This window comes from Pseudomonas azerbaijanorientalis (assembly GCF_019139795.1).
GTDB classification, from domain to species: Bacteria; Pseudomonadota; Gammaproteobacteria; order Pseudomonadales; family Pseudomonadaceae; genus Aquipseudomonas; species Aquipseudomonas laurylsulfatiphila.
This window is the reverse complement of record NZ_CP077078.1, coordinates 5,224,389-5,244,550: the sequence shown is the minus strand read 5'-3', so window position 1 is coordinate 5,244,550 and position 20,162 is coordinate 5,224,389. Positions and strand designations below refer to the sequence as shown.

Annotated in this window: 15 protein-coding genes; 7 read left to right on the top strand and 8 right to left on the bottom strand. The window is 59.8% G+C overall.

Annotated features, from left to right (window positions below):
- The first annotated feature begins 49 nt into the window (after positions 1-49).
- On the top strand, positions 50-1,696 hold the full coding sequence (gene groL / locus KSS91_RS23435; protein WP_015096675.1) for a chaperonin GroEL: 1,647 nt from the start codon (positions 50-52) through the stop codon (positions 1,694-1,696).
- 193 nt (positions 1,697-1,889) lie between these two features.
- On the opposite strand, the gene KSS91_RS23430 is transcribed toward groL, so the two are convergent.
- Entirely contained in the window at positions 1,890-2,633 is a 744-nt protein-coding gene (locus tag KSS91_RS23430) for a phosphatase PAP2 family protein (RefSeq protein ID WP_217836267.1), read from the bottom strand.
- A gap of 217 nt (positions 2,634-2,850) precedes the next feature.
- Between KSS91_RS23430 and colR the strand changes: the two genes are divergently transcribed.
- The 5 genes from colR (at position 2,851) to KSS91_RS23405 (ending at position 6,568) form a co-directional block, all read left to right on the top strand.
- A complete protein-coding gene (colR, locus tag KSS91_RS23425; RefSeq protein ID WP_007985839.1) occupies positions 2,851-3,534 on the top strand; it encodes a two-component system response regulator ColR in 684 nt (227 codons plus the stop codon).
- Positions 3,524-4,798, top strand: a complete 1,275-nt coding sequence (locus KSS91_RS23420) for a sensor histidine kinase (RefSeq protein WP_217836266.1) — start codon at positions 3,524-3,526, stop codon at positions 4,796-4,798. Before colR ends, KSS91_RS23420 begins: the two co-directional genes overlap by 11 nt.
- A 153-nt stretch (positions 4,799-4,951) precedes the next feature.
- Positions 4,952-5,620, top strand: a complete 669-nt coding sequence (locus KSS91_RS23415; protein WP_217838467.1) for a class I SAM-dependent methyltransferase — start codon at positions 4,952-4,954, stop codon at positions 5,618-5,620.
- A 4-nt stretch (positions 5,621-5,624) separates the two neighbouring features.
- A complete protein-coding gene (locus tag KSS91_RS23410) occupies positions 5,625-6,338 on the top strand; it encodes a lipopolysaccharide kinase InaA family protein (protein ID WP_217836265.1) in 714 nt (237 codons plus the stop codon).
- A 2-nt stretch (positions 6,339-6,340) separates the two neighbouring features.
- A complete protein-coding gene (locus KSS91_RS23405; RefSeq protein WP_080925402.1) occupies positions 6,341-6,568 on the top strand; it encodes a hypothetical protein in 228 nt (75 codons plus the stop codon).
- Positions 6,569-6,747: 179 nt separating this feature from the next.
- On the opposite strand, the gene KSS91_RS23400 is transcribed toward KSS91_RS23405, so the two are convergent.
- The 7 genes from KSS91_RS23400 to KSS91_RS23370 all read right to left on the bottom strand — a co-directional run bounded on the left by KSS91_RS23400 (position 6,748) and on the right by KSS91_RS23370 (position 18,670).
- Positions 6,748-9,774, bottom strand: coding sequence for a multidrug efflux RND transporter permease subunit (locus KSS91_RS23400; RefSeq protein ID WP_217836264.1), 3,027 nt, complete (start codon positions 9,772-9,774; stop codon positions 6,748-6,750).
- 13 nt (positions 9,775-9,787) lie between these two features.
- Positions 9,788-10,936 carry an efflux RND transporter periplasmic adaptor subunit gene (locus tag KSS91_RS23395; RefSeq protein WP_217836263.1) on the bottom strand — a complete coding sequence of 383 codons (1,149 nt, stop codon included), beginning with the start codon at positions 10,934-10,936 and terminating at the stop codon, positions 9,788-9,790.
- 199 nt (positions 10,937-11,135) lie between these two features.
- Positions 11,136-12,236 (bottom strand): DUF1513 domain-containing protein, encoded by a 1,101-nt coding sequence (locus KSS91_RS23390; protein WP_217836262.1) that lies wholly within the window; start codon positions 12,234-12,236, stop codon positions 11,136-11,138.
- A gap of 14 nt (positions 12,237-12,250) precedes the next feature.
- Positions 12,251-13,315: an imelysin family protein gene (locus KSS91_RS23385; protein WP_217836261.1), complete on the bottom strand. Its 1,065-nt coding sequence runs from the start codon at positions 13,313-13,315 to the stop codon at positions 12,251-12,253.
- A 27-nt stretch (positions 13,316-13,342) separates the two neighbouring features.
- A complete protein-coding gene (locus tag KSS91_RS23380; protein ID WP_217836260.1) occupies positions 13,343-14,770 on the bottom strand; it encodes a di-heme oxidoreductase family protein in 1,428 nt (475 codons plus the stop codon).
- A 279-nt stretch (positions 14,771-15,049) separates the two neighbouring features.
- Positions 15,050-16,393 carry an imelysin family protein gene (locus KSS91_RS23375; protein ID WP_217836259.1) on the bottom strand — a complete coding sequence of 448 codons (1,344 nt, stop codon included), beginning with the start codon at positions 16,391-16,393 and terminating at the stop codon, positions 15,050-15,052.
- Between the two features lie 225 nt (positions 16,394-16,618).
- On the bottom strand, positions 16,619-18,670 hold the full coding sequence (locus KSS91_RS23370; protein ID WP_217836258.1) for a putative bifunctional diguanylate cyclase/phosphodiesterase: 2,052 nt from the start codon (positions 18,668-18,670) through the stop codon (positions 16,619-16,621).
- Positions 18,671-19,833: 1,163 nt separating this feature from the next.
- Between KSS91_RS23370 and KSS91_RS23365 the strand changes: the two genes are divergently transcribed.
- Complete coding sequence (locus KSS91_RS23365; RefSeq protein WP_041474947.1) at positions 19,834-20,097, top strand: DUF6124 family protein; 264 nt, start codon at positions 19,834-19,836, stop codon at positions 20,095-20,097.
- Positions 20,098-20,162 lie beyond the last annotated feature (65 nt).

Below are 20,162 nucleotides of genomic sequence, written 5' to 3'. Positions count from 1 at the left end.
TTCCCCGCTCATTTTCCCGCTACTTCAAAGTATTTAAGGAATATCGATCATGGCTGCTAAAGAAGTTAAATTCGGCGATTCCGCCCGCAAGAAAATGCTCACCGGTGTCAACGTCCTGGCTGACGCAGTAAAAGCGACCCTGGGCCCGAAAGGCCGTAACGTGATCATCGAGAAGAGCTTCGGCGCTCCGACCATCACCAAGGACGGCGTTTCCGTAGCAAAAGAAATCGAACTGGAAGACCGTTTCGAAAACATGGGCGCGCAGCTGGTCAAAGACGTTGCCTCCCGTGCCAACGATGACGCAGGCGACGGCACCACCACCGCTACCGTTCTGGCTCAGTCGATCGTCAACGAAGGCCTGAAAGCCGTCGCTGCCGGCATGAACCCGATGGACCTCAAGCGTGGTATCGACAAAGCGACCATCGCGATCGTCAAAGAACTGAAAGCCCTGTCCAAGCCATGCGCTGACACCAAGGCTATCGCTCAGGTAGGCACCATCTCCGCCAACTCCGACAACTCCATCGGCGACATCATTGCCGAAGCCATGGAAAAAGTCGGTAAAGAAGGCGTGATCACCGTTGAAGAAGGCTCGGGCCTGGAAAACGAACTGTCGGTTGTTGAAGGCATGCAGTTCGACCGTGGCTACCTGTCCCCGTACTTCGTCAACAAGCCAGAGACCATGGTCGCTGAGCTGGACGGCCCGCTGATCCTGCTGGTCGACAAGAAGATCTCGAACATCCGCGAAATGCTGCCAGTGCTGGAAGCCGTTGCCAAAGCCGGCCGTCCACTGCTGATCGTGGCCGAAGACGTTGAAGGCGAAGCCCTGGCGACTCTGGTTGTGAACAACATGCGTGGCATCGTCAAAGTCGCAGCCGTCAAGGCGCCAGGCTTCGGCGACCGACGCAAGGCCATGCTGCAGGACATCGCCGTTCTGACCGGCGGTACCGTGATCTCCGAAGAGATCGGCCTGAGCCTGGAAAGCGCAACCCTGGAAAACCTGGGCAGCGCCAAGCGCGTGACCCTGTCCAAGGAAAACACCATCATCGTTGACGGTGCTGGCGTACACGGCGACATCGAAGCACGCATCACTCAGATCCGTGCCCAGGTTGCCGAGACTTCCTCGGACTACGACCGTGAAAAACTGCAAGAGCGCCTGGCCAAGCTGTCCGGCGGCGTTGCAGTGATCAAGGTTGGCGCTGGTTCCGAAGTTGAAATGAAAGAGAAGAAAGCCCGCGTTGAAGACGCCCTGCACGCAACCCGTGCAGCCGTTGAAGAAGGCGTGGTACCTGGCGGTGGCGTGGCACTGATCCGTGCCCTGGAAGCTATCCTGAACCTGAAAGGCGACAACGCTGACCAGGACGTAGGTATCGCTGTACTGCGTCGTGCCATTGAAGCACCGCTGCGTCAGATCGCTGCCAACAGCGGTGACGAGCCAAGCGTTGTGGTCAACGAAGTCAAGAACGGCAAAGGTAACTTCGGTTACAACGCTGCGACTGGCGAATACGGCGACATGATCGAAATGGGTATCCTGGACCCAACCAAGGTAACCCGTTCCGCTCTGCAAGCTGCATCGTCGATCGGCGGTCTGATCCTGACCACCGAAGCCGCTGTTGCTGAAGCACCGAAGAAAGACGGCGGTGCTGGCGGCGGTATGCCAGACATGGGCGGTATGGGCGGCATGGGCGGCATGATGTAAGCCAGCCTTACCCCTGTACGAAAAACCCCGCCTGCGAAAGCAGACGGGGTTTTTTATTGCCGGGAATTTGAAAGGCGCCTCGGTCTAGTGTGGGAGCGGGCTTGCTCGCGAAAGCGATGTGTCAGACTACATGTTTGTTGAATGTTGAACCGCTTTCGCGAGCAAGCCCGCTCCCACATTTTTGATCTGTGTTTCAGGCACTCACCGGTTGTGCTTTGGCAACAGCGTCGGCTCGGGAAGCAGGCCGATACAGAATCCAGTAATACGACCCCAGGCAAATCAGCCAGCAGAACACCGCCGTCCACACGTTATGTGAGAAAAAGTGTGCGCCCTGCATCATCCGGCTGATGGAAAACACCGAACCCAAGGCAAATGCAAAGACAAATGCCGCACGGGCCATGCGCGGGCGACGGTCACGCAGCACGAAGAACAATGCAAACAGGGTGAAACCGGTCGCAGCATGGCCACCGGGCCAGCAACGTCCAGGCTTATCGGTATGCGGGCGAGGGCTCAACAGTTCGCTGTACGTCTCATGGCCGCCGAACTGCTCCAGGCTCCATGGGCATTGCACCGCCGTCACTGCTTTCATTGGCGTAACAAACGACGTCGCCAGCCCCAGCGAGAGCACCAGGCAACCCAGTTCCCGCTTGAACGGTTTGAGCCTGACCATGAAAAACGAGGCGATGAAGCCGAGGATGGCAAACACCGAGAAGGCGATGACTACTTGCTTGGCGCGATCGTGCAGGATGTCCTCGAGAAAGTAACTGTGGCGTCCGATGAATTCCCCGGCGACCGGGTCGAAAAACAGCCTGGCCAGGTCCATATCCAGACTGGTCAATTCGAGCAACACCAGAATGATCGCGACAACGGCAGGGACTCCAAGGCACACCCAGAAATTGAGCGGGCGAGGAGCGGGGCGGACTAGGGTCGAAACCATGCGAGTTCCTTGGTCGGTAGAGTGTTCTGAAAGGCGCAGCCGCGCAGAGTTTGAACTCGCTTATGTCGTCAACCTGTGAGTCGATAGTGAAAAAGTCGTTAATGCCGCAAACGTTTGATTTCAACGGTTACAGCAGCATGCAATCCTAGCCCTGAGCCACACTTGGCCTTAAGCTGCGCGGGCCATGACGGTCGTTACTGTGGACGGAGAGATGCCCATGCGAATTCTATTGGTTGAAGACAACCGCGATATCCTGGCCAACCTGGCCGATTACCTGGGACTCAAAGGCTATACCGTGGATTGCGCGCAGGATGGTCTGTCTGGCCTGCATCTGGCGGCCACCGAGCATTACGACTTGATCGTGCTCGATATCATGTTGCCCGGCATCGATGGCTATACCTTGTGCAAGCGCCTGCGCGAAGATGCCCGGCGCGAAACGCCGGTGATCATGCTCACGGCCCGCGATCAACTGGACGACCGTCTGCAGGGCTTCAAGTCCGGCGCCGATGATTACCTGATCAAGCCGTTTGCCCTGTCTGAACTGGCGGCGCGTATCGAAGCGGTCATGCGCCGGACCCAGGGCGGCGGGCGGCGGACTCTGCAGGTCGGCGACCTGAGCTATGACCTCGACACCCTGGAAGTCACCCGCGAAGGCCGATTGCTGAAACTCAACCCGGTCGGCCTGAAATTGCTGGCCGTGTTGATGCAGAAAAGCCCGCATGTGTTGCGTCGTGAAATTCTTGAAGAGGCGCTGTGGGGGGACGACTGTCCGGACAGCGACAGCCTGCGCAGTCATGTCCACCAACTGCGCCAGGTGATCGACAAGCCGTTCGCCAAACCGTTGCTGCAAACCGTTCACGGCGTGGGGTATCGCCTGGCCGAGGGGCGTGATGGAGTTTAAGCAGAGCCTTTCCCAACGAATCATCATTGCCTTTGCGCTGATGAGCGCACTGGTGGCGGGTGCCTTTGCCATGGGCATCGTCGCGACGGTGCACCTGGTGGAGGAAAAACTGATTTCGGCAGGCCTGGGCGGTGATTTGCAGCGCCTGTTGCTGATGGACAATGTCACGGACTGGAGCCATCGCCCCGAGCCGGACCAATTGTTCTACTTCAGCAACGGGCCAGGCGATTTCAGGTTGCCCAAGGATTTGCGCCATCTGGAGCCGGGTTTTCACGAAGTCTTCCGTGAAAACCTGTCGTACCACGCCATGGTCGAAATCGTCGACGGCCGACGTTACGTGCTGATGCAGGACCAGAGCGACTTCGAAGAGCGCGAGCGGGTGCTGTTTGCCGTGGTGCTGGTGGGGTTCGTACTGAGCCTGGCGCTGGCGGTGTTTCTCGGCTGGGTCCTGGCACGCAAGGTCATGGCGCCGGTGGTGCGGCTGGCCCGGCAGGTACGCCATCGCGATCAACTGCTCGGCCTGGCCCCACCTTTGGCCCCGGATTATGCCGCCGACGAAGTGGGCGAATTGGCCGTGGCCTTCGACGCTACCCTCGGGCGCTTGCGTCAGGCCCTGACCCGTGAGCGCTTGTTTACCAGCGACGTCAGCCACGAATTGCGTACGCCCCTGATGATATTGGCCAGTTCCTGCGAGTTGTTGCTGGAAAACCCCGGTCTCGATCAGCGTGGCCGCGCCCAGGTCGAGCGCATCGCCCGGGCCTGTGAAGAAATGCGTGAGCTGGTGCAAACCTTCCTGATGCTGGCCCGTGCCCAGCGCGAAGACGCCGGCATGTCGCCGCAACAGCCACTGGGCCAGGTGGCCGAGGGCCTGGTCGCTCTTTGGCGCGGACCCATTGAAAGCAAAGGGTTGAAGCTGATCTTCGAACCGGGCAGCCCTGAGGCCAGGAGTTACAACGCGACGCTCCTGCACGCGGTGATGGGTAACTTGCTGCGCAACGCCTTGCATTACACCGAACGGGGCTTTATTCGCCTGAGCCTGACGGGCACGGGATTTCTGGTCGAGGACAGCGGTGTGGGCATTCCCGAGGAAAAGCGCGAGGCGATGTTCGAACCCTTCGTTCGGGGCACTGAAAAACGCGGGGAAGGCTTGGGCCTGGGGCTTTCACTGGTGCAGCGGATCTGTGAAAACCAGGGCTGGAGCGTCAGCCTGACTACGATGGAGCCCAGTGGCTGCCGTTTTCAGGTGGAGCTCTCCCGAACTTGATCTGTTGAGTCCGTCGTCCAGAAAACCCTATCAATTCAGTAAAACCCTGTAATAATTCCGGGTTTCCCATAACGATATTTTCACAAATGGATGACCAGTCACCGACACCACAAAATCTAAGGTAGTTGCATCAGAAGTTCAGGAGACCTGATGATGGACGGCCCGATCAAACTCGAGTTTTCAGAGAAGTACGACGATCAACACGCGCAACGCTATTTGCGCAAACACCAGGAAGGTCTCGGCCGTCGATTGTCTCACTGGCGTGACGAGCAAGTGGCGCGCAAGGCGCTGGCCTTGGCTGGCGAGCCTGGTCTGGTCCTCGATTTGCCTTGTGGTGCAGGGCGTTTCTGGCCCTTGTTGGCGGAAAAATCCAACCGTGTGATCATCGGTGCCGATAACTCGAAGTCCATGCTGAAGGTCGCAACCCAGGCGCAACCGGCCGATGTGGTGAAGCGGGTACAACCCTTGCACACGTCTGCATTCGACATCGCCTTGCCGGACAACGCCGTCGACAGCATTTTTTGCATGCGCTTGCTCCACCACATCGGTGAAGCCGGGCATCGCATGGCTATTTTGCGTGAATTCGAGCGGGTTTCCCGCGACAGCGTGATCCTTTCGCTGTGGGTCGATGGCAATTTCAAGGCCTGGAAACGCAAGCGTTCGGAGAATTCCCGTGGGCAGGAAGGTTACCAAAACCGGTTTGTGTTACCGGCCGCTACCGTAGAGAAGGAATTTGAGCAGGCGGGTTTCCGAATCCAGGAACAACTGGACTTTTTGCCGCTCTATGCCATGTGGCGAGTTTACGTATTACGCAAGAGGTAACAGGATGGCAGTGCAGTGTGCAGCAGAAACGGAAGTCGTTCCCCAGGACCGCTTCGATTACTTCTGGAATCAGCGCGGTGAATGGGTAGAAGAGCCCAACGTCCGTCGCGGCGGGGAAAGCGGCGTTCAACGCCTGATGGGCAGTGATGGTCAACTGCTCTACGTCAAGCGCCAGACCGGTCATATTCATCGTAGCTTGCAGCACCCTTTCGGGCGGCCTACGGTCATGCGCGAGCATGCCGCGCTCACCGGTGTGACCGCGCTTGGCGTACGGGTTCCGGAAATCGTTTTCTGTGGGGCACAGCGCGATCCTGTGCACAAGTGGCGTGCCTTGCTGGTCACCAAGTCACTGGACGGCTTCGAGGAAATCGAGCACTGGTACGCCGGTGGCGGTCGCGAGCGCCATGGTGAAACCGTACACGAACGAGTGCTCAAGGACCTGGCTGAAAACCTGGCCCGTATGCACAAGGGCCGCTGGCAGCACGGTTGCCTTTACGACAAGCACGTATTCGTTCGCGTGACCGGTGAGGGCGAGACGGCCAAGGTCGAAGTGGCCCTGATCGATCTGGAGAAATGCCGACAGCGTTTGACGGCCCGCCGCGCAGCTGTCCATGACTTGAAGCAACTGCGTCGCCACTCGTCGTTCAGCGACGCAGACTGGAAAAAGCTCGTCTACTTTTATGAGGCGGCGTTTGGCAGCGCTATCAAGGGTTTATAGCGATGAAACTCGAAATTGCACGAGGTTTGTTTCTGGTAGGAGCCTTGGCAGTTGCATCGATCGCGATGGCAACCTGGGAGCAACCACGCCCCCAGGTTCTCAGCTCGATAAACGCAGAAGAACATTGTCCGTTGCCGCGGGTTGCGAAGGCATCCGTGGCCACTCGACCCGATCATGATCTATTGCTTTTCATGTTCGGACTTTCTCAGGGACTGAGGCCGCAAAGTTGAACCGATTGAAGCCAAAATGAAAGGCCTCGCACCTGCGAGGCCTTTTTTTGCCCGGATTTTCAACCTGCACGATTCAATGTGGGAGCGGGCTTGCTCGCGAAAGCGGCTCAACATTCAACAACGATTTTGTCTGACACACCGCTTTCGCGAGCAAGCCCGCTCCCACAGGTCTTTCTGCATCAGGGTTTATCCGGTTTGGCCAGCATCGTGTAGATGCAAGGCAACACAAACAGGGTGAACAACGTGCCGATCGACATGCCGGTCGCGATGACCGTGCCGATGTCGAATCGGCTGACCGCGCCAGCACCGGTGGCGATGATCAAGGGCACCATGCCGAACACCATCGCCGCGGTGGTCATCAACACCGGACGCAGGCGGATGGCCGCCGCTTCCTCCACGGCTTCCCGCGCCGTCAGGCCCTTGTCCTTGCGCAGCTGGTTGGCGAACTCGACGATCAGAATGCCATGCTTGCTGATCAACCCGATCAACGTCACCAGACCGACCTGGGTGTAGATGTTCATGCTCGACCAACCCAGGAACAGGGGAATCAACGCGCCGCAGATAGACAGGGGCACGGTGACCAGGATCACCAGCGGGTCGCGGAAACTCTCGAACTGGGCCGCCAGCACCAGGAAAATGATTGCCAGTGCCAGGGCAAAGGTGACCCACAGGGCGCTGCCTTCCTGTATGTACTGCCTCGACGCGCCGGCGTAGTCGAAGGAAAAACCGACCGGTGCCTCTTCGCGGGCGATCTGGCGCACGAGGTCGATGGCTTCCCCCATGCTCACCAGCGGCACGCCGGACAGGATGGCGGAGTTGAGTTGTTGGAACTGGTTCAGCTGTCTCGGTCGAGCGCGGTCGGTGACCGTGATCAGGGTCGACAATGCCAACAGCTCGCCCTGGGTATTTTTCACGTAGTAATTGTTCAGCCAGCCCGGATTGTCGCGGAACGTTCGCTCGACCTGGGCAATGACCTTGTAGCTGCGACCTTCGATGGTGAATCGGTTGATCTCGCCTTCACCCAGCAGAGTTGCCAGGGTTCCCCCCAGATCCTGCATGGAAACCCCCATCTGCGCTGCCTTGGCGCGGTCGATATCCACCACCACTTCCGGCTTGTCGAAGGCCAGGTCAACGTCGACAAACGCAAACTTGCCGGATTCCATCGCCCGTTTTTTTACCCGGTCGACCACTTGCAGCAGCAGTTCGTAATCGTTGGAGGAGTTGATGACGAACTGAAACGGCAAGCCTTCACCGGTGCCCGGCAGGGACGGCAGGTTGAAGCCGAAGATCTGCAGCCCCGGGATCTTTTCCAGTTTGGCCTGCACCTCGGGCAGGATCTCCATTTGCGTGCGACTGCGATCGTCCCATGGCTTGAGCAGGAAACCGCCGATGCCCGATTGCACGCCGTTGAAACCGTTGATCTGGAACGATGAGTAGTACTCGGGAAACGCCTTGAAGATCGAGATGAACTCGTCGGTGTAGGTGTTCAGGTAGTCGAGGTTGGTCGGTTGCGGGGCGTTGGCAATCATGAAAATGATGCCCTGGTCCTCATCCGGCGCCAGTTCCGATTTGGTGAACTTGAGAAGGACCGGAATCAGGCACAACACGATCACGGCGAACACCAGCACCACCGGTCGGGTGTTGAGGGTGCCGTGAAGCATACTCTGGTAGCGGCGCTTGAGGCGTTCGAAAATCATGTCCAGGCGATGGGCCAGGCCACTGGGGTTTTCGTCGTGGCGCAGCAGAAACGCACACATCATTGGCGACAGGGTCAGGGCGACTATGCCGGAAATCACCACCGCGCCGGCCAGGGTCAGGGCAAACTCCTTGAACAGCGCCCCGGTCAGGCCGGTCAGGAAACCGATCGGCGCATACACCGCCGCCAGGGTGATGGTCATCGAGATCACCGGCATGGCGATTTCCCGGGCGCCTTCAATGGCGGCGTCGAACGGCGTCTTGCCTTCCTCGATGTGGCGATGAATGTTTTCCACCACCACAATGGCGTCGTCCACCACCAGGCCGATGGCCAACACCATCGCCAGCAGGGTGAGCAGGTTGATGGAGTACCCCATCATCTGCATGAAGAACATGACGCCGATCATCGACAACGGGATGGTCACCACCGGGATCACCACCGAGCGCAGGGCGCCAAGGAACAGGAACACCACTACGATCACGATCAGTACCGCTTCGAACAGGGTCTTCACCACTTCGTCGATCGAGGCCTGGATGAACAGGGTGGCGTCGTAGGCGATTTCACCCTTGAGGTTCGGCGGTAGCTGGGCCTCAAGTTCCGGCATGATCTTGCGCACTTCCTTGATCACATCCAGCGGGTTGGCGGCAGGTGTCGCCTTGATGCCGATGTACACCGAAGGGGTGCCACCGAAGGAGCTGATGGAGTCGTAGTTTTCCGCACCCATTTCCACGCGCGCCACATCGCGCAGCAGCACACGGCTGTCGCCATCGACCTTGAGCGGAATCGCCCCGAAGGCTTCGGCGGACTTGAGTTCGGTATTGGCGTTGATGCTGGTGACCACGTATTCGCCTTTCACCTCGCCGGCGGCCGAGAGGAAGTTGTACTGGCGCACCGCGTTGGTCACATCGCTGGCACTGAGGCCGAAACCCGCGAGCTTCACCGGATCCAGCCACAGGCGCATGGCAAATACCTGGTTGCCGAGGATTTCGGCCTCGGCCATGCCGGGCAAGGTCGCCAGCTTGGGCTGGATCACCCGCGACAGGTAATCGGTAATCTGCGGGTTGCTCAATTCCTTGCTGAAGAAACTCATGTACATCAGCACTGACGCATTGGCAGATTCTTTGCTCAGCACCGGGTCTTCTGCGTCCTGGGGCAACTGGTTCTTGACCTCGTTGGCCTTGGCCAGCAGTTCGGTAAACAGGCGGTCGCTGTTGGAGCCGATGCGCGCGTAGATCGAGATCACCGAGAAATTCTGGCGACTGACCGAGGTCATGTAGTCGATGCCCTCGGCGCTGGCCAGGCTTTGCTGCATCGGTTGGGTGATGTAGCCCTGGATGGTCTCGGCGTTGGCCCCGGGGTAGGCGGTGGTCACCGTGATCAGGGCGTTTTCCATTTGCGGGTACTGGCGCAGCGGCAGCTTGCTCCAGGCCTGGAAGCCCAGCAGCACGATCAACAGGCTGACCACGGTAGCGAGAACCGGACGGCGGATGAACGGGTCGGTAAAAGCCATGGAAATTCCTTGATCAGTCCGCGCGTGGCGGGCTGTTCTGCCCGGCCTGGGTCTTGTCGTCGCTGATGGCAATGTGCGCGCCGTTATCCAGTTTGAGCTGGCCGGCGGTCACCACTGTCTCGCCGCTCTGCACACCTTTGATGATCATCACTTGCCCATCACGGCGTTCGCCGGTCTCGACAAACCGCCGTTCGGCGATCAGCACCGGTTGGCCCTTGTCGTCCTTTAGCAGGCTGCCATCCTCGGCCTTCTTCGGTACGGCCACATACACCGAGTTGCCGTAGAGCGTGTAGGTAATCGCGCTTTCCGGCACCACGATGCGCGGTTGCGGGTCGGGCAGGAGCACCTGGAGGTTGGCGAACATGCCTGGCATCAACTTGCCATCGGGGTTGGCCAGGGTGGCGCGGACCTGCACGTTACGGGTGCTGTTCTCGACTTTGGGGTTGATTGCACTGATGGTGCCCGGGTACTCCTGGTTCGGATACGCCGCGACAATGACCTGCACTGGCTGGCCGAGTGCAATCTTCGGCACCGACTGCTCGGGCACAAAAAAGTCCACATACAGGCTACTGAGGTCTTGCAGGGTGGCGATCATGGTGCCGCTGGCAAGATAGTCGCCAACGTCTACCTGCCGAATGCCGATGGTCCCGCTGAAGGGCGCGAGGATGCTTTTTTTGCCGAGCGCAGCCTTGAGTTGATTGACCGTGGCCCTGCTCTTCTTCAGCACCGCCGAAAGTCGGTCGAACTCGCCTTTGGAAATGGCCTGGCTGCCGACCAGTTGGCTACCGCGACCGTAATCGAGCTGTGCCAGCCCGAGGTCGGCCAGAGCCGTTTCCAGCAGGGCACTTTCAACAGCGCTGTCGAGGCGCAGGAGTGGTTGACCGGCCTTGACCTTTTGCCCTGACTCGAACTGCAAGTCGATGACGGTGCCATCGGTCTCCAGGCTCAGGTCCACGCCCTGCAATGCCTTGAGCGTGCCAACGGTAGGCAGGCGGGCTTGCCACGGGCGCTCGGTGGCGGTGGCCACGGCAACGCTGATGGCCGGTTTAGGCGCAGAGAAGCCTTGAACCATCGTGTAGATCGAGAAGGCTTTGTACGCGGCCAGGACCAGCACAATCAGTAGAACCACACCCAACATGATCAGCATGCGGCGACGCAGCATATTCCAGTTCCTTGGAGAAAATCAGGTGAGACAGCAGGGCACATTACCGGGAGTGTAGAGGTAATCCAACTGCCGTTTTTACAGGTTGCGAGGTATTAGAGGGGGGAAAGCCTGAAAAGATTCGCCGTCTCGGGTCGCACTGCGGGGTGTACGTCATCCCGATGCCGGCGCGGCCCAAGGCGGCGATCTTTTCAATGATTCAGGCCATCAGATGCAGATGGTTGTCCCAGAGCCCTGCGGGTAGCTCCAGCGGCTTGGCGACCAGGTTTGTCTGGCGGCAGTCGTAATAGCGGCAGCGTCCCTGGCCCGAGGTCACGACAAAACCATCGGCCACGGCCCCGACCCCGGCGCAATCGGGCAGTGGGGCATCCAGGCGTACTTCACCGCTGTCCAGGTCCCAGATGAAAAAACGATTGCCTCGCGGCGCAGTCAACGCCACCAGGCGCAAGTCGTTGTGCACCGCGACGCTGGCGGTGTAGTGCCCCATAGCCTGCAACTGGTGCTCGGGCACCGGGAACGCCACGAAAGGCTGACCGGGACGCTTGATCGCCAACAGCTCCGACGACTCGTGGGCTGGGCCCATGAACTGTTGGCTGGCGACGATGGTGCCATCGCTGGCGACGGCCAGATGGCGCACGCTGTTCATCTGCTGGGCGAGGGTTTCCTTGCTCAGCAGGGTGCCATCACGTTGCATCAGGACCAGGCTCGGTTCCATGGCGTTGAGGTTCATTTCCACCCGGCTTTCGGCCTCGGTGCGAATCCCGCCGTTGGCCACCACCAGGGTTTCGCCATCGGGCATCCACGACACCTGGTGCGGACCCAGGCCGTGGGTGGAAATCTCACCGCTGTGCACCAGCCTTTCGCCTTCGAACTTATACACACCGAGCAGGCCGCGGCCTGGGTCGGTGGTGTCATTTTCGGTGGCGTACAGCCAGTCGCCGCTGTGGTGAATGACCGCGTGTCCGTAGAAGTGCCGGTTTGGCTGCGACACCACGGTTTGCAGGAGCGCGCCGTCGCGCAGGTCGATCAGGTAGCTCTCGGTGCCCGGACGGCGGGCGACGAACAGCGCAATCGGCTGTGTCGGGTGGTTGATGATGTCGTGGCAACGCTGGCCGACCCGGGTGGCGAACACCTGGGTACCATCGAGCCGATAACCGACGGCGTAATGCTGGCCATCGGTATCGTCCCGTGCCGAAAGCAACAACGGACTCTTGTCCTTTTGCTTGAACAGCTTCCAGCCGCCCAGCGTCACCGCGCCCAGCAGCAAACTCCCTAATGTCAGAACCTGGCGTCGCAGCATGGAACTGGCCCTCATCAGTCACCGTCGTTGGCGTTGAAGCCCAGCTGGATGCCCAATGCCTTGGCCAGATCAGCCTCGTGCAGGCGATGGACGACGTTGAGGCTGTCATACAGCTCGTTGAGTTGCTGGCGGCCGGCCTCGTCATTGAGCATGTCGGTCAGCGAGCGCTGGTTGCCGGCAAACAGTTTCAGCGAGGCGGCATAGGCGGCATCGATCTTGTCGGCCAACGGCTTCTGCTCGCTTGGCAACAGTGCGCGCAGGCCTTTGTTGTCCACACCTTCCCAGACCGTTTTGGCGGCGGCGAGGCTGGCCTCCAGGCTGGTCAGGGAAGACTGGCTGCGCCAGGCATCGGCCTGGAACGGTTGCGGTACGCCCTTGCTCTGGCGACCCATCGGCGTGCCGAGTTTTTTCTTCAGGGTGTCGATGGCGGTGACTTGAACCCGCAGCAGATCGGCGATCGCTTCGTGGGAGTCGGCGTAACGCTGATTGGGGAATTTGCTCATCTGCGCGAGCATGCCGTCGGTGTTGTTCCAGGTTTGCAGAATCTCTTCGGCCAACTGTTTCTGGCGTTCGCCGATGGCGATCAGCAGTGGGCAGTATTTGCTCTTCTGCTCAGCGTTGGCCACGTCAGGCTTGCTGTCGAACAGAATGTATTCGTAGGCCGAGAGGCCCTGCACCACGACACTGGACTTGGCCAGCGCTGCAACATCGATCTGCGGCTGGGCGCTGACCAGTTGCTCGACCTGACGGCCGACCAGGTTTTTCTTGTCCGGCCAGAACTGCACTTGCCACGAGCGGTTGCCTTCGGACAACGGCCCGATCAGCAGCGGTTGCAGCTCGGCCCAGGCTTTTTGCGCGTGCAGGAAGTCGGCACGGGCGGTTTCCAGGGTTTCCTTGCCCTCGCAGTAGGCGAGGGCGCTGACTGCCAATTGACGGTCGGCTTCAACCCAGCGGGTGTAGGTCGGCAGGATCACCGACTTGGCGATGGCCGCCGACGTGACCGCTTGCGGATCCTGGGGCGAGCAGGCGCCCAGGGCGAGGGCGGCAAGGCTGGTGAACAACAGTTTGGGACGGAACATGTCGGGCTCCCGCGAGTGGAATGCGTGTTAAAGGGAATTCAGGAACGCCAGCAACGCGGCGCGCTGCTCGGCATTGAAAGACAAAACCTGTTGCTGCGCCGCTGTCGCCTCGCCGCCATGCCAGAGCACGGCTTCGAGCAGGTTGCGGGCGCGGCCGTCGTGCAGGAACTGGGTGTGGCCGCTGACCGCCTGTGTCAGGCCGATGCCCCACAACGGCGGGGTGCGCCATTCGCGGCCACTGGCCTGGAATTCGCTACGGTTGTCGGCCAGGCCGTCGCCCATGTCATGCAGCAGCAGATCGCTGTATGGCCGAATCACTTGATTGGCCAGTTCAGGTTCGGCGGCATTGGCGGCGGTGGTGTATTTCGGTGTGTGACATGACTGGCAGCCGGCCTGATAGAACAGGGTTTTACCGGCCAGCACTTCAGGTGCGTTGACGTCACGACGGGCCGGTACGGCGAGGTTACGGCTGTAGAACAGCACCAGGCGCAGGATGTTATCGCTGACTTCCGGCTCGCCATCGGGGCCGTTGCCACTCGGTGCTTGTTTGCAGGCGGTTTGCGCGTCCGTGCAGTCATCAAAGGGCCGCAGGCTGGTCGTGAGGCCCATATCGCCCGAAAACGCGTGAACATTTTGCTGATTGAGGTTCGGTTGTCCGGCTTTCCAGCCAAATCGTCCAAGCACAGTCTTTTGCCCTGCGTCATCCCAGACCCGGTTCGGTCGTCCGCTGATGCCGTTGTTCGCCTTAGCCTGTGCCTCGGCGTTGGCCAGGATCGCCTCGCCAGGGATCGCCTCGAGCAGGCCCAGGCCAATCATCGGCGGCGCTACGCGCGCCGAGAAACGGGTATCGGGATGCATCGGACCGTAGCCCAATTGGGTGATATTCAGGCTCGGTTTGCGCAGCTCGACTTCGGTGCCGTCCTTGAAACGAACCGGCACGGCGGTGTAATCGACCCGCACTTTGCCTTCGGGGGCCACACCGGGTACGGCCATGTCCTGGAACTGACCGCCGTAGACGGGCTCCGGCACCACGCCGATCTGCTCGATGACCTTGGCATACGCCGGGGCGTCGGGAATCGACAGGCGTACCAGCATCGACACGGCGTTCACATCGTCCGCAGTCGGTGGATGGCCGCGGCCGTCCTTGATGTGACAGCCCTGGCAGGCATTGGTATTGAACAGCGGACCGAGGCCATCGCGCGCAGTCGTCGTCGAAGGGGCGATCACCCAAGGGCTGCGGAAGAAGCTGTTGCCGACGCTGAAATCCACACGCCGGGACGGCGGCAGGTTCGCCGAGGGCATGGAAAACGCGTTCTGATCGCTCTTGCGCACCGTCGCACTGCCGCCGGAGCGGGCTTCGCCGGGTTCTGCCTGGGTGAATTTCGGGGCGTCATCGCAGGCACTCAGGCCCAGGGCCAGAAACAGTGCGGACAAGCGAAGAGGCAGCGAGGGCATCAGGGATCCTGCAAGACGAGCAAAACAAGGGCGCAAAGTCTAACAGGGGATAAGAATTTGAATAAGAGGAATTATCGTTTGCTTGATGTGGGGCAGGTAATTTGGCTTACCCATTACCCCCTGTGGGAGCGGGCTTGCTCGCGAAGGCAGTGTGTCAGTCCCCATGGAGATTGCCTGACACGACGCTTTCGCGAGCAAGCCCGCTCCCACAATGGGATGTGTGTAGCAGATATGAAAAAGGCGACCCGAAGGTCGCCTCTTTCATTCAGCCAGCGTTGATCAGAATTCGTGATCAGCGTTGTCCGGGTTCAGGTCGTTGATGCCCAGTTTGCCAGCGGCGGCTTCGATCGAACCGGTCTGCTTGACCAGCGCAGCGATGGCGTCACGGACGATCTGATTGCCTGCGGTGTTGCCGGCAGCGATCAACTGGTCGTAGTGCTCGCCCTTGTTGGCGTGGTCGACCATGACTTGAAGCTTGGCTTCGGTAGCGGCCAGGTCGTCTTTGAGCGCGGTGTCGGCAGCCGGGTCGGCCTTGGCCACCAGGGACGACAGGCTGGCGCCGGTCATTTTGGTGCCGTCGACACGGGTGTATTCGCCCAGGTACACGTTACGAATGCCCTTGGCATCGTAGAAGTGCGAGTTGTGGGTGTTGTCGCTGAAGCAATCCTGTTCGTCTTCAGGGGAATTGGCTTCCAGGGAAACCTTCATGCGCTCGCCCGCCAGTTCGCCCAGGGACAGACTGCCCATGCCGAACAGCATTTTGCGCAGGCCGGTTTCAGCCGGTTCCGCTTCCAGGGTGGCGCGGTAGTTGTCGGCCACGTTCGGCTTCCAGTTGCCGACCATTTCTTCCAGGTCGCTGACCAGCAGCTGAGTCACGGACTTCAGGTAGGCACGACGACGATCGTTGTGACCGCCGGTAGCGCCTTTGCCTTCCAGGTAGTCCGAAGCAGGACGGTTGCCGGCGCCAGGGCCGGTGCCGTTCAGGTCCTGGCCCCAGAGCAGGAATTCGATGGCGTGGTAACCGGTGGCGACGTTGGCCTCGGAGCCGCCCAGCTCGTTCAGGCTGGCGAGTTTTTCCGGGGTGATGTCTTTGACGTCGACCTTGTCTTCGCCGATCTGCACTTCAGTGTTGGCGATGATGTTGGCGGTGGCGCCCGGGTTGCCCAGGGCGTGCTCGTAGGACTTGTCGACGTAGTCGATCAGGCCTTCGTCCAGCGGCCAGGCGTTCAACTGACCTTCCCAGTCGTCAACGATGGTGTTGCCGAAGCGGAACACTTCGCTCTGCAGGTAAGGCACGCGAGCGGCAACCCAGGCAGCCTTGGCGGCTTTCAGGGTGTCGGCGTTCGGTTTGGCGAGGAAGGCGTCTACCGCGGTTTGCAGGGTCTTCGCGGTGGATTCGGCATCGCTGTAAACGGCGAAAACGATGTCGGCGTAGTGAGCGACAACGGCTTTGGCGGCGGCTTCGTCGACTTTAGCGGCAGCGGCAGGCGCAGCAGCCGGGGCGGCCGCGGTGCTGGCAACTGGCGCAGGCGCGGCAGCTTTTTCTTTGTCACCTTCGCCGCAACCGGCGAGGGAAATAGCGATGGCCAACAGACTGGCGGTAGCCAGAGGCATACGAATCATGGCGAACATCCTGCTTCGATAGGGGTGGAGTGGCGCTATGCGCACGCAAAACTGCGACATAATGCAAATCTTTCGCATTATGTGTAAAGGGTTGTAGGTGGAAATATTTCTTATTCACTGTAGGAGCGAGCTTGCTCGCGATGGACGTCAACGATAACGCTGGGAACCTGATACCCCGCGGTGTTCTCAAGTCCATCGCGAGCAAGCTCGCTCCTACAGGGGGGGTTACAAAATAGCGGCGTTGCTGCGCTGGGCCTGCTTGAGGTAAACGCCCAGTTCCCGCGCCGGCAATGGCTTGCTGTAGTGATAACCCTGACCTTCGTGGCAGCCTTCGGAAATGATGTAGGCCTCTTGTTCGGCGGTTTCCACACCTTCGGCAATCACCTGCATGCCCAGACTCTTGCCCAGCTGGATGATGGCGCGAACGATGGTCGCATCGTCGTCGTCATCGAGCAGGTCCTGAACGAAGCTCTTGTCGATCTTGATCTTGTCCAGTGGCAGGCTCTTGAGATAGCTCAAGGATGAATAGCCGGTTCCAAAGTCATCGATGGCGATCAGCGCACCGGAGCGGCGCAGGCTGAGCAGATGCTGGGCCGCGGTGCTGATGTCTTCCATCAGGCCGGTTTCGGTGACTTCCAGTTCCAGGCTGCGTGGCGGCAGGCGGTACATTTGCAGCAGGTTGTTGACCACCCGTGGCAGTTCGGCGTGGTGCAATTGAACCGTGGACAGGTTGACCGCCATGCGCAGCTCACTGAAGCCCTGGTCATGCCACTCGCGTAATTGTTTGCAGGCCTGGTCCAGCACCCATTCGCCGATGGCGATGATGGTGCCGTTCTGCTCGGCCAGCGGGATGAACAGGTCCGGCGGCACCATGCCGTGCTCGGGATGCTGCCAGCGAATCAGGGCTTCGACGCCCACTACGCGGTTATCGCGGTAACTGATCTGCGGCTGGTAGACGAGATAGAACTGATTGCGGACCAGTGCATCGCGCAGATCTTTTTCCAGCTCGCGGCGGCGGCGCATTTCGGTGTCGACGCTGGCGATATAGAACTGATAGCGGTTGCGCGAGCGGGTCTTGGCCAGCGTCATGGTCTGCTCGGCCTTTTGCAGCAATTTCTCGGTGCTGTCACCGTCCTCGGGGAACAGGGTGATGCCGATGGTGGCGCGCAGGCGAATCTCCTGATGGTCGAGGGCAAACGCCGCTTCCAGATCATCGAGAATGCTTTGTGCCAGCTCGGCGGCCTCGTAGGGTTGTTCGATATCGGCCTGGACCAGGGCGAACTGGTCGCCGCCGAGGCGGGCGAGGGCACCCAGGCGACCGCTATGGCCACGCAGGCGATCGGCCAGGGCCAGCAGCAGCTGGTCGCCGGTCTGGTAGCTGAACTGCTCGTTGATGCCCTTGAAATCGTCGAGACCGACACACAACACCGCGACCCGGCGCTGCAACCTGCCGGCGTCGATGAGGATCTTGTCCAGTTGCTGCTGCAATTGCTGCCGGTTCGGCAGTCCCGTCAGGAAATCGTACTGGGACATGCGCAACAGGCTGTTTTCCGCCTCGTGGCGCAGATGGGTGTTGCGTTCGATGGACTCGAGCAACTGGTTGGCGGTGTTGATCCAGATGCCCAGTTCGTTTTTCTCGTGGCCCTTGAGCAGCGGAATCTTGTGTTCGCTGGGACGATCCGGATTGATTTCCGTGAGGTGCTCGATGATCCGCGACAGTGGCTTGGTCAGCAGCCAATGGTAGACCAGATACAACACCAGCCCCATGGCGAGCGCGCGCAGTACGCCGGAAATGAAGATGATCACCGAGTTGACAATGAACCCTTGGCCGTAGGTGGCGGTATCGAGGGTGATGCTCAGGTCGCCGTAATACTCGCTGTAAGGCCCGCGACCGACCAGCTGGGTGGTGAAGGTGCGTTCCTTGCCGAGAATCAGGTCGGTCAGCCAGCGGCTGTGGGAGTGCTGCAGTTCGCGGGTTTTTTGCGCGAGCATGGCTTCGTTGGGATGGCCGATGGAGGCCTTGCGCACGGCGGCATCCTGAAACAGACCTTCGATCACCTGCATGCCCATTTCCCGGTCCAGGCTGTAGACGGCTTGGGTCGAGGGGTCGCGAAACATGTCGAGGATGCGTTCGGCATCGCTGGCGACGGCCTGGCGTGTTTTATAGGCATCGAACACGATCTGCGCGCAGCTCAAGACCACGCCTACGATCAATGCCGACAGGAGCACGACCCGGAGCAACTTCACCGACAAGCTGTTCTTGAGTTCCAGCTTCAAAGGGTTATTCCTTGTTCCGTGCGGGTAGCATCAAGTTGCCATGAGTATTGGCAATCCCGTGATGGCAGTCAAAGGGACAATCATCCTTGGGGGATTTTGCCTGCAGCTTGGCTGATTTGCAGTTGTCTTGACGAATTAGCCTATTAGCACTGTGTCGGTTGTCGAGTCCTTCAACTTGAGGGGCGGGGTGGAGATATTTTCCTTTTGTTTGATGTTAGCCGTCTGTGGCGGTGGGGCAAGGGGCTCGAGGCTTGTTTCATTGTTGGGTTTTTAACGGAGTACATATCCATTTCTTTGGTAACGGCGACTTACGGTTCCGCTCTTACAGCGGGTCACTTTTGGCAAACGCCCCAAAAGTAACCAAAAGGTCTCGCCCCTTACGTACGGCCCCTCGCCTAGGCTCGGGGTTCCTCCGCTCCGGTATTCATCCGGGGGCATTGCCCTCCGGTCGGCTTCGCTTCGACCTACATGCAATGAGTTCGACTGCGTCGAACGGCGCTGCGCGCCCATCCCCGGATGAACACCTCCGCTCAGCCTGCCGAGGGGGCGGGTGGATCAAGATCAAGAGCTGCAGGCGAGCTAACGCTCGGCCTGATGAGTGGTGAAGAGCCTCTGTGTACGCCGCTCTGCCTTTGCTCTTCTGTGGGAGCGGGCTTGCTCGCGAAGGCGGCCTGACAGCCGACCTGTATCTGGCGGATGTACTTTGACCCTGTGGGAGCTGGCTTGCCAGCGATGACGGCCTGTCAACCGACCAATCTCCCACGCCTCCAAGCTGATCAATCCCAGACGCCCGCGTGGGAGTGATGCCAGGGACGCTCCGCGTTACGTTTCTGCGAGATGGCGCGGTGTAGGAAAGCTCCAGAACTTTCCCACGCAGTTTTCAGGTTGTCCGTCGGAAGCGGGCTGAATAACCTTTGGTGATCGCTGAAATGCTTCAGCGATCGGGTGTGAGAACCCGCAAGAGAGTGTTAATCCAGCGCCAGTACCACCATAATTGCCGCCAGCTTATCCGCTGCCAGCAATGCTTTATGGCGGCTGTGTGCGGGCAGACCTCGGTCTGGCCGGATTGCTCTCTTGCCGGTTTCTCACTCCGCACATAGCTGCCACCTCTTCGCCCGCGTGAGAAACGGCGAGAGATGGCTCCAATCGATAAGGAGCATATTTTGGATAAGTTAATCCCCGATCCCCCCAGCAGCACCAAACCCTACAGCCCCCACACCATGTTCATGATCGTTCCCGACATGGACACTGAAACCCTTCTTGCCCACGCCTGTGAATCACTGGCTTCCGCCAATGTCCTGGCGAGTGATTTCGCCACCTACCTGAATGGCCCCCAGCGCAACACAGCGTTGGCCATTTCGCAGATTGTCATGTTGGCGGAGTTGGCGGTGAGTCGCGCGCTGGATAACCTCGATCCGCAGGGATAGGTATTCATTCAGGTTGACCGCGTCATCGTTCTTCGCGAGCAAGCCCGCTCCCACACTGGATCGTG

Excerpts from the sequence above, each read along its gene's own strand:
- groL (WP_015096675.1), top strand. The coding sequence starts at position 50 with ATGGCTGCTAAAGAAGTTAAATTCGGCGATTCCGCCCGCAAGAAAATG.
- KSS91_RS23430 (WP_217836267.1), bottom strand. The coding sequence starts at position 2,633 with ATGGTTTCGACCCTAGTCCGCCCCGCTCCTCGCCCGCTCAATTTCTGG.
- colR (WP_007985839.1), top strand. The coding sequence starts at position 2,851 with ATGCGAATTCTATTGGTTGAAGACAACCGCGATATCCTGGCCAACCTG.
- KSS91_RS23420 (WP_217836266.1), top strand. The coding sequence starts at position 3,524 with ATGGAGTTTAAGCAGAGCCTTTCCCAACGAATCATCATTGCCTTTGCG.
- KSS91_RS23415 (WP_217838467.1), top strand. The coding sequence starts at position 4,952 with ATGGACGGCCCGATCAAACTCGAGTTTTCAGAGAAGTACGACGATCAA.
- KSS91_RS23410 (WP_217836265.1), top strand. The coding sequence starts at position 5,625 with ATGGCAGTGCAGTGTGCAGCAGAAACGGAAGTCGTTCCCCAGGACCGC.
- KSS91_RS23405 (WP_080925402.1), top strand. The coding sequence starts at position 6,341 with ATGAAACTCGAAATTGCACGAGGTTTGTTTCTGGTAGGAGCCTTGGCA.
- KSS91_RS23400 (WP_217836264.1), bottom strand. The coding sequence starts at position 9,774 with ATGGCTTTTACCGACCCGTTCATCCGCCGTCCGGTTCTCGCTACCGTG.
- KSS91_RS23395 (WP_217836263.1), bottom strand. The coding sequence starts at position 10,936 with ATGCTGCGTCGCCGCATGCTGATCATGTTGGGTGTGGTTCTACTGATT.
- KSS91_RS23390 (WP_217836262.1), bottom strand. The coding sequence starts at position 12,236 with ATGCTGCGACGCCAGGTTCTGACATTAGGGAGTTTGCTGCTGGGCGCG.
- KSS91_RS23385 (WP_217836261.1), bottom strand. The coding sequence starts at position 13,315 with ATGTTCCGTCCCAAACTGTTGTTCACCAGCCTTGCCGCCCTCGCCCTG.
- KSS91_RS23380 (WP_217836260.1), bottom strand. The coding sequence starts at position 14,770 with ATGCCCTCGCTGCCTCTTCGCTTGTCCGCACTGTTTCTGGCCCTGGGC.
- KSS91_RS23375 (WP_217836259.1), bottom strand. The coding sequence starts at position 16,393 with ATGATTCGTATGCCTCTGGCTACCGCCAGTCTGTTGGCCATCGCTATT.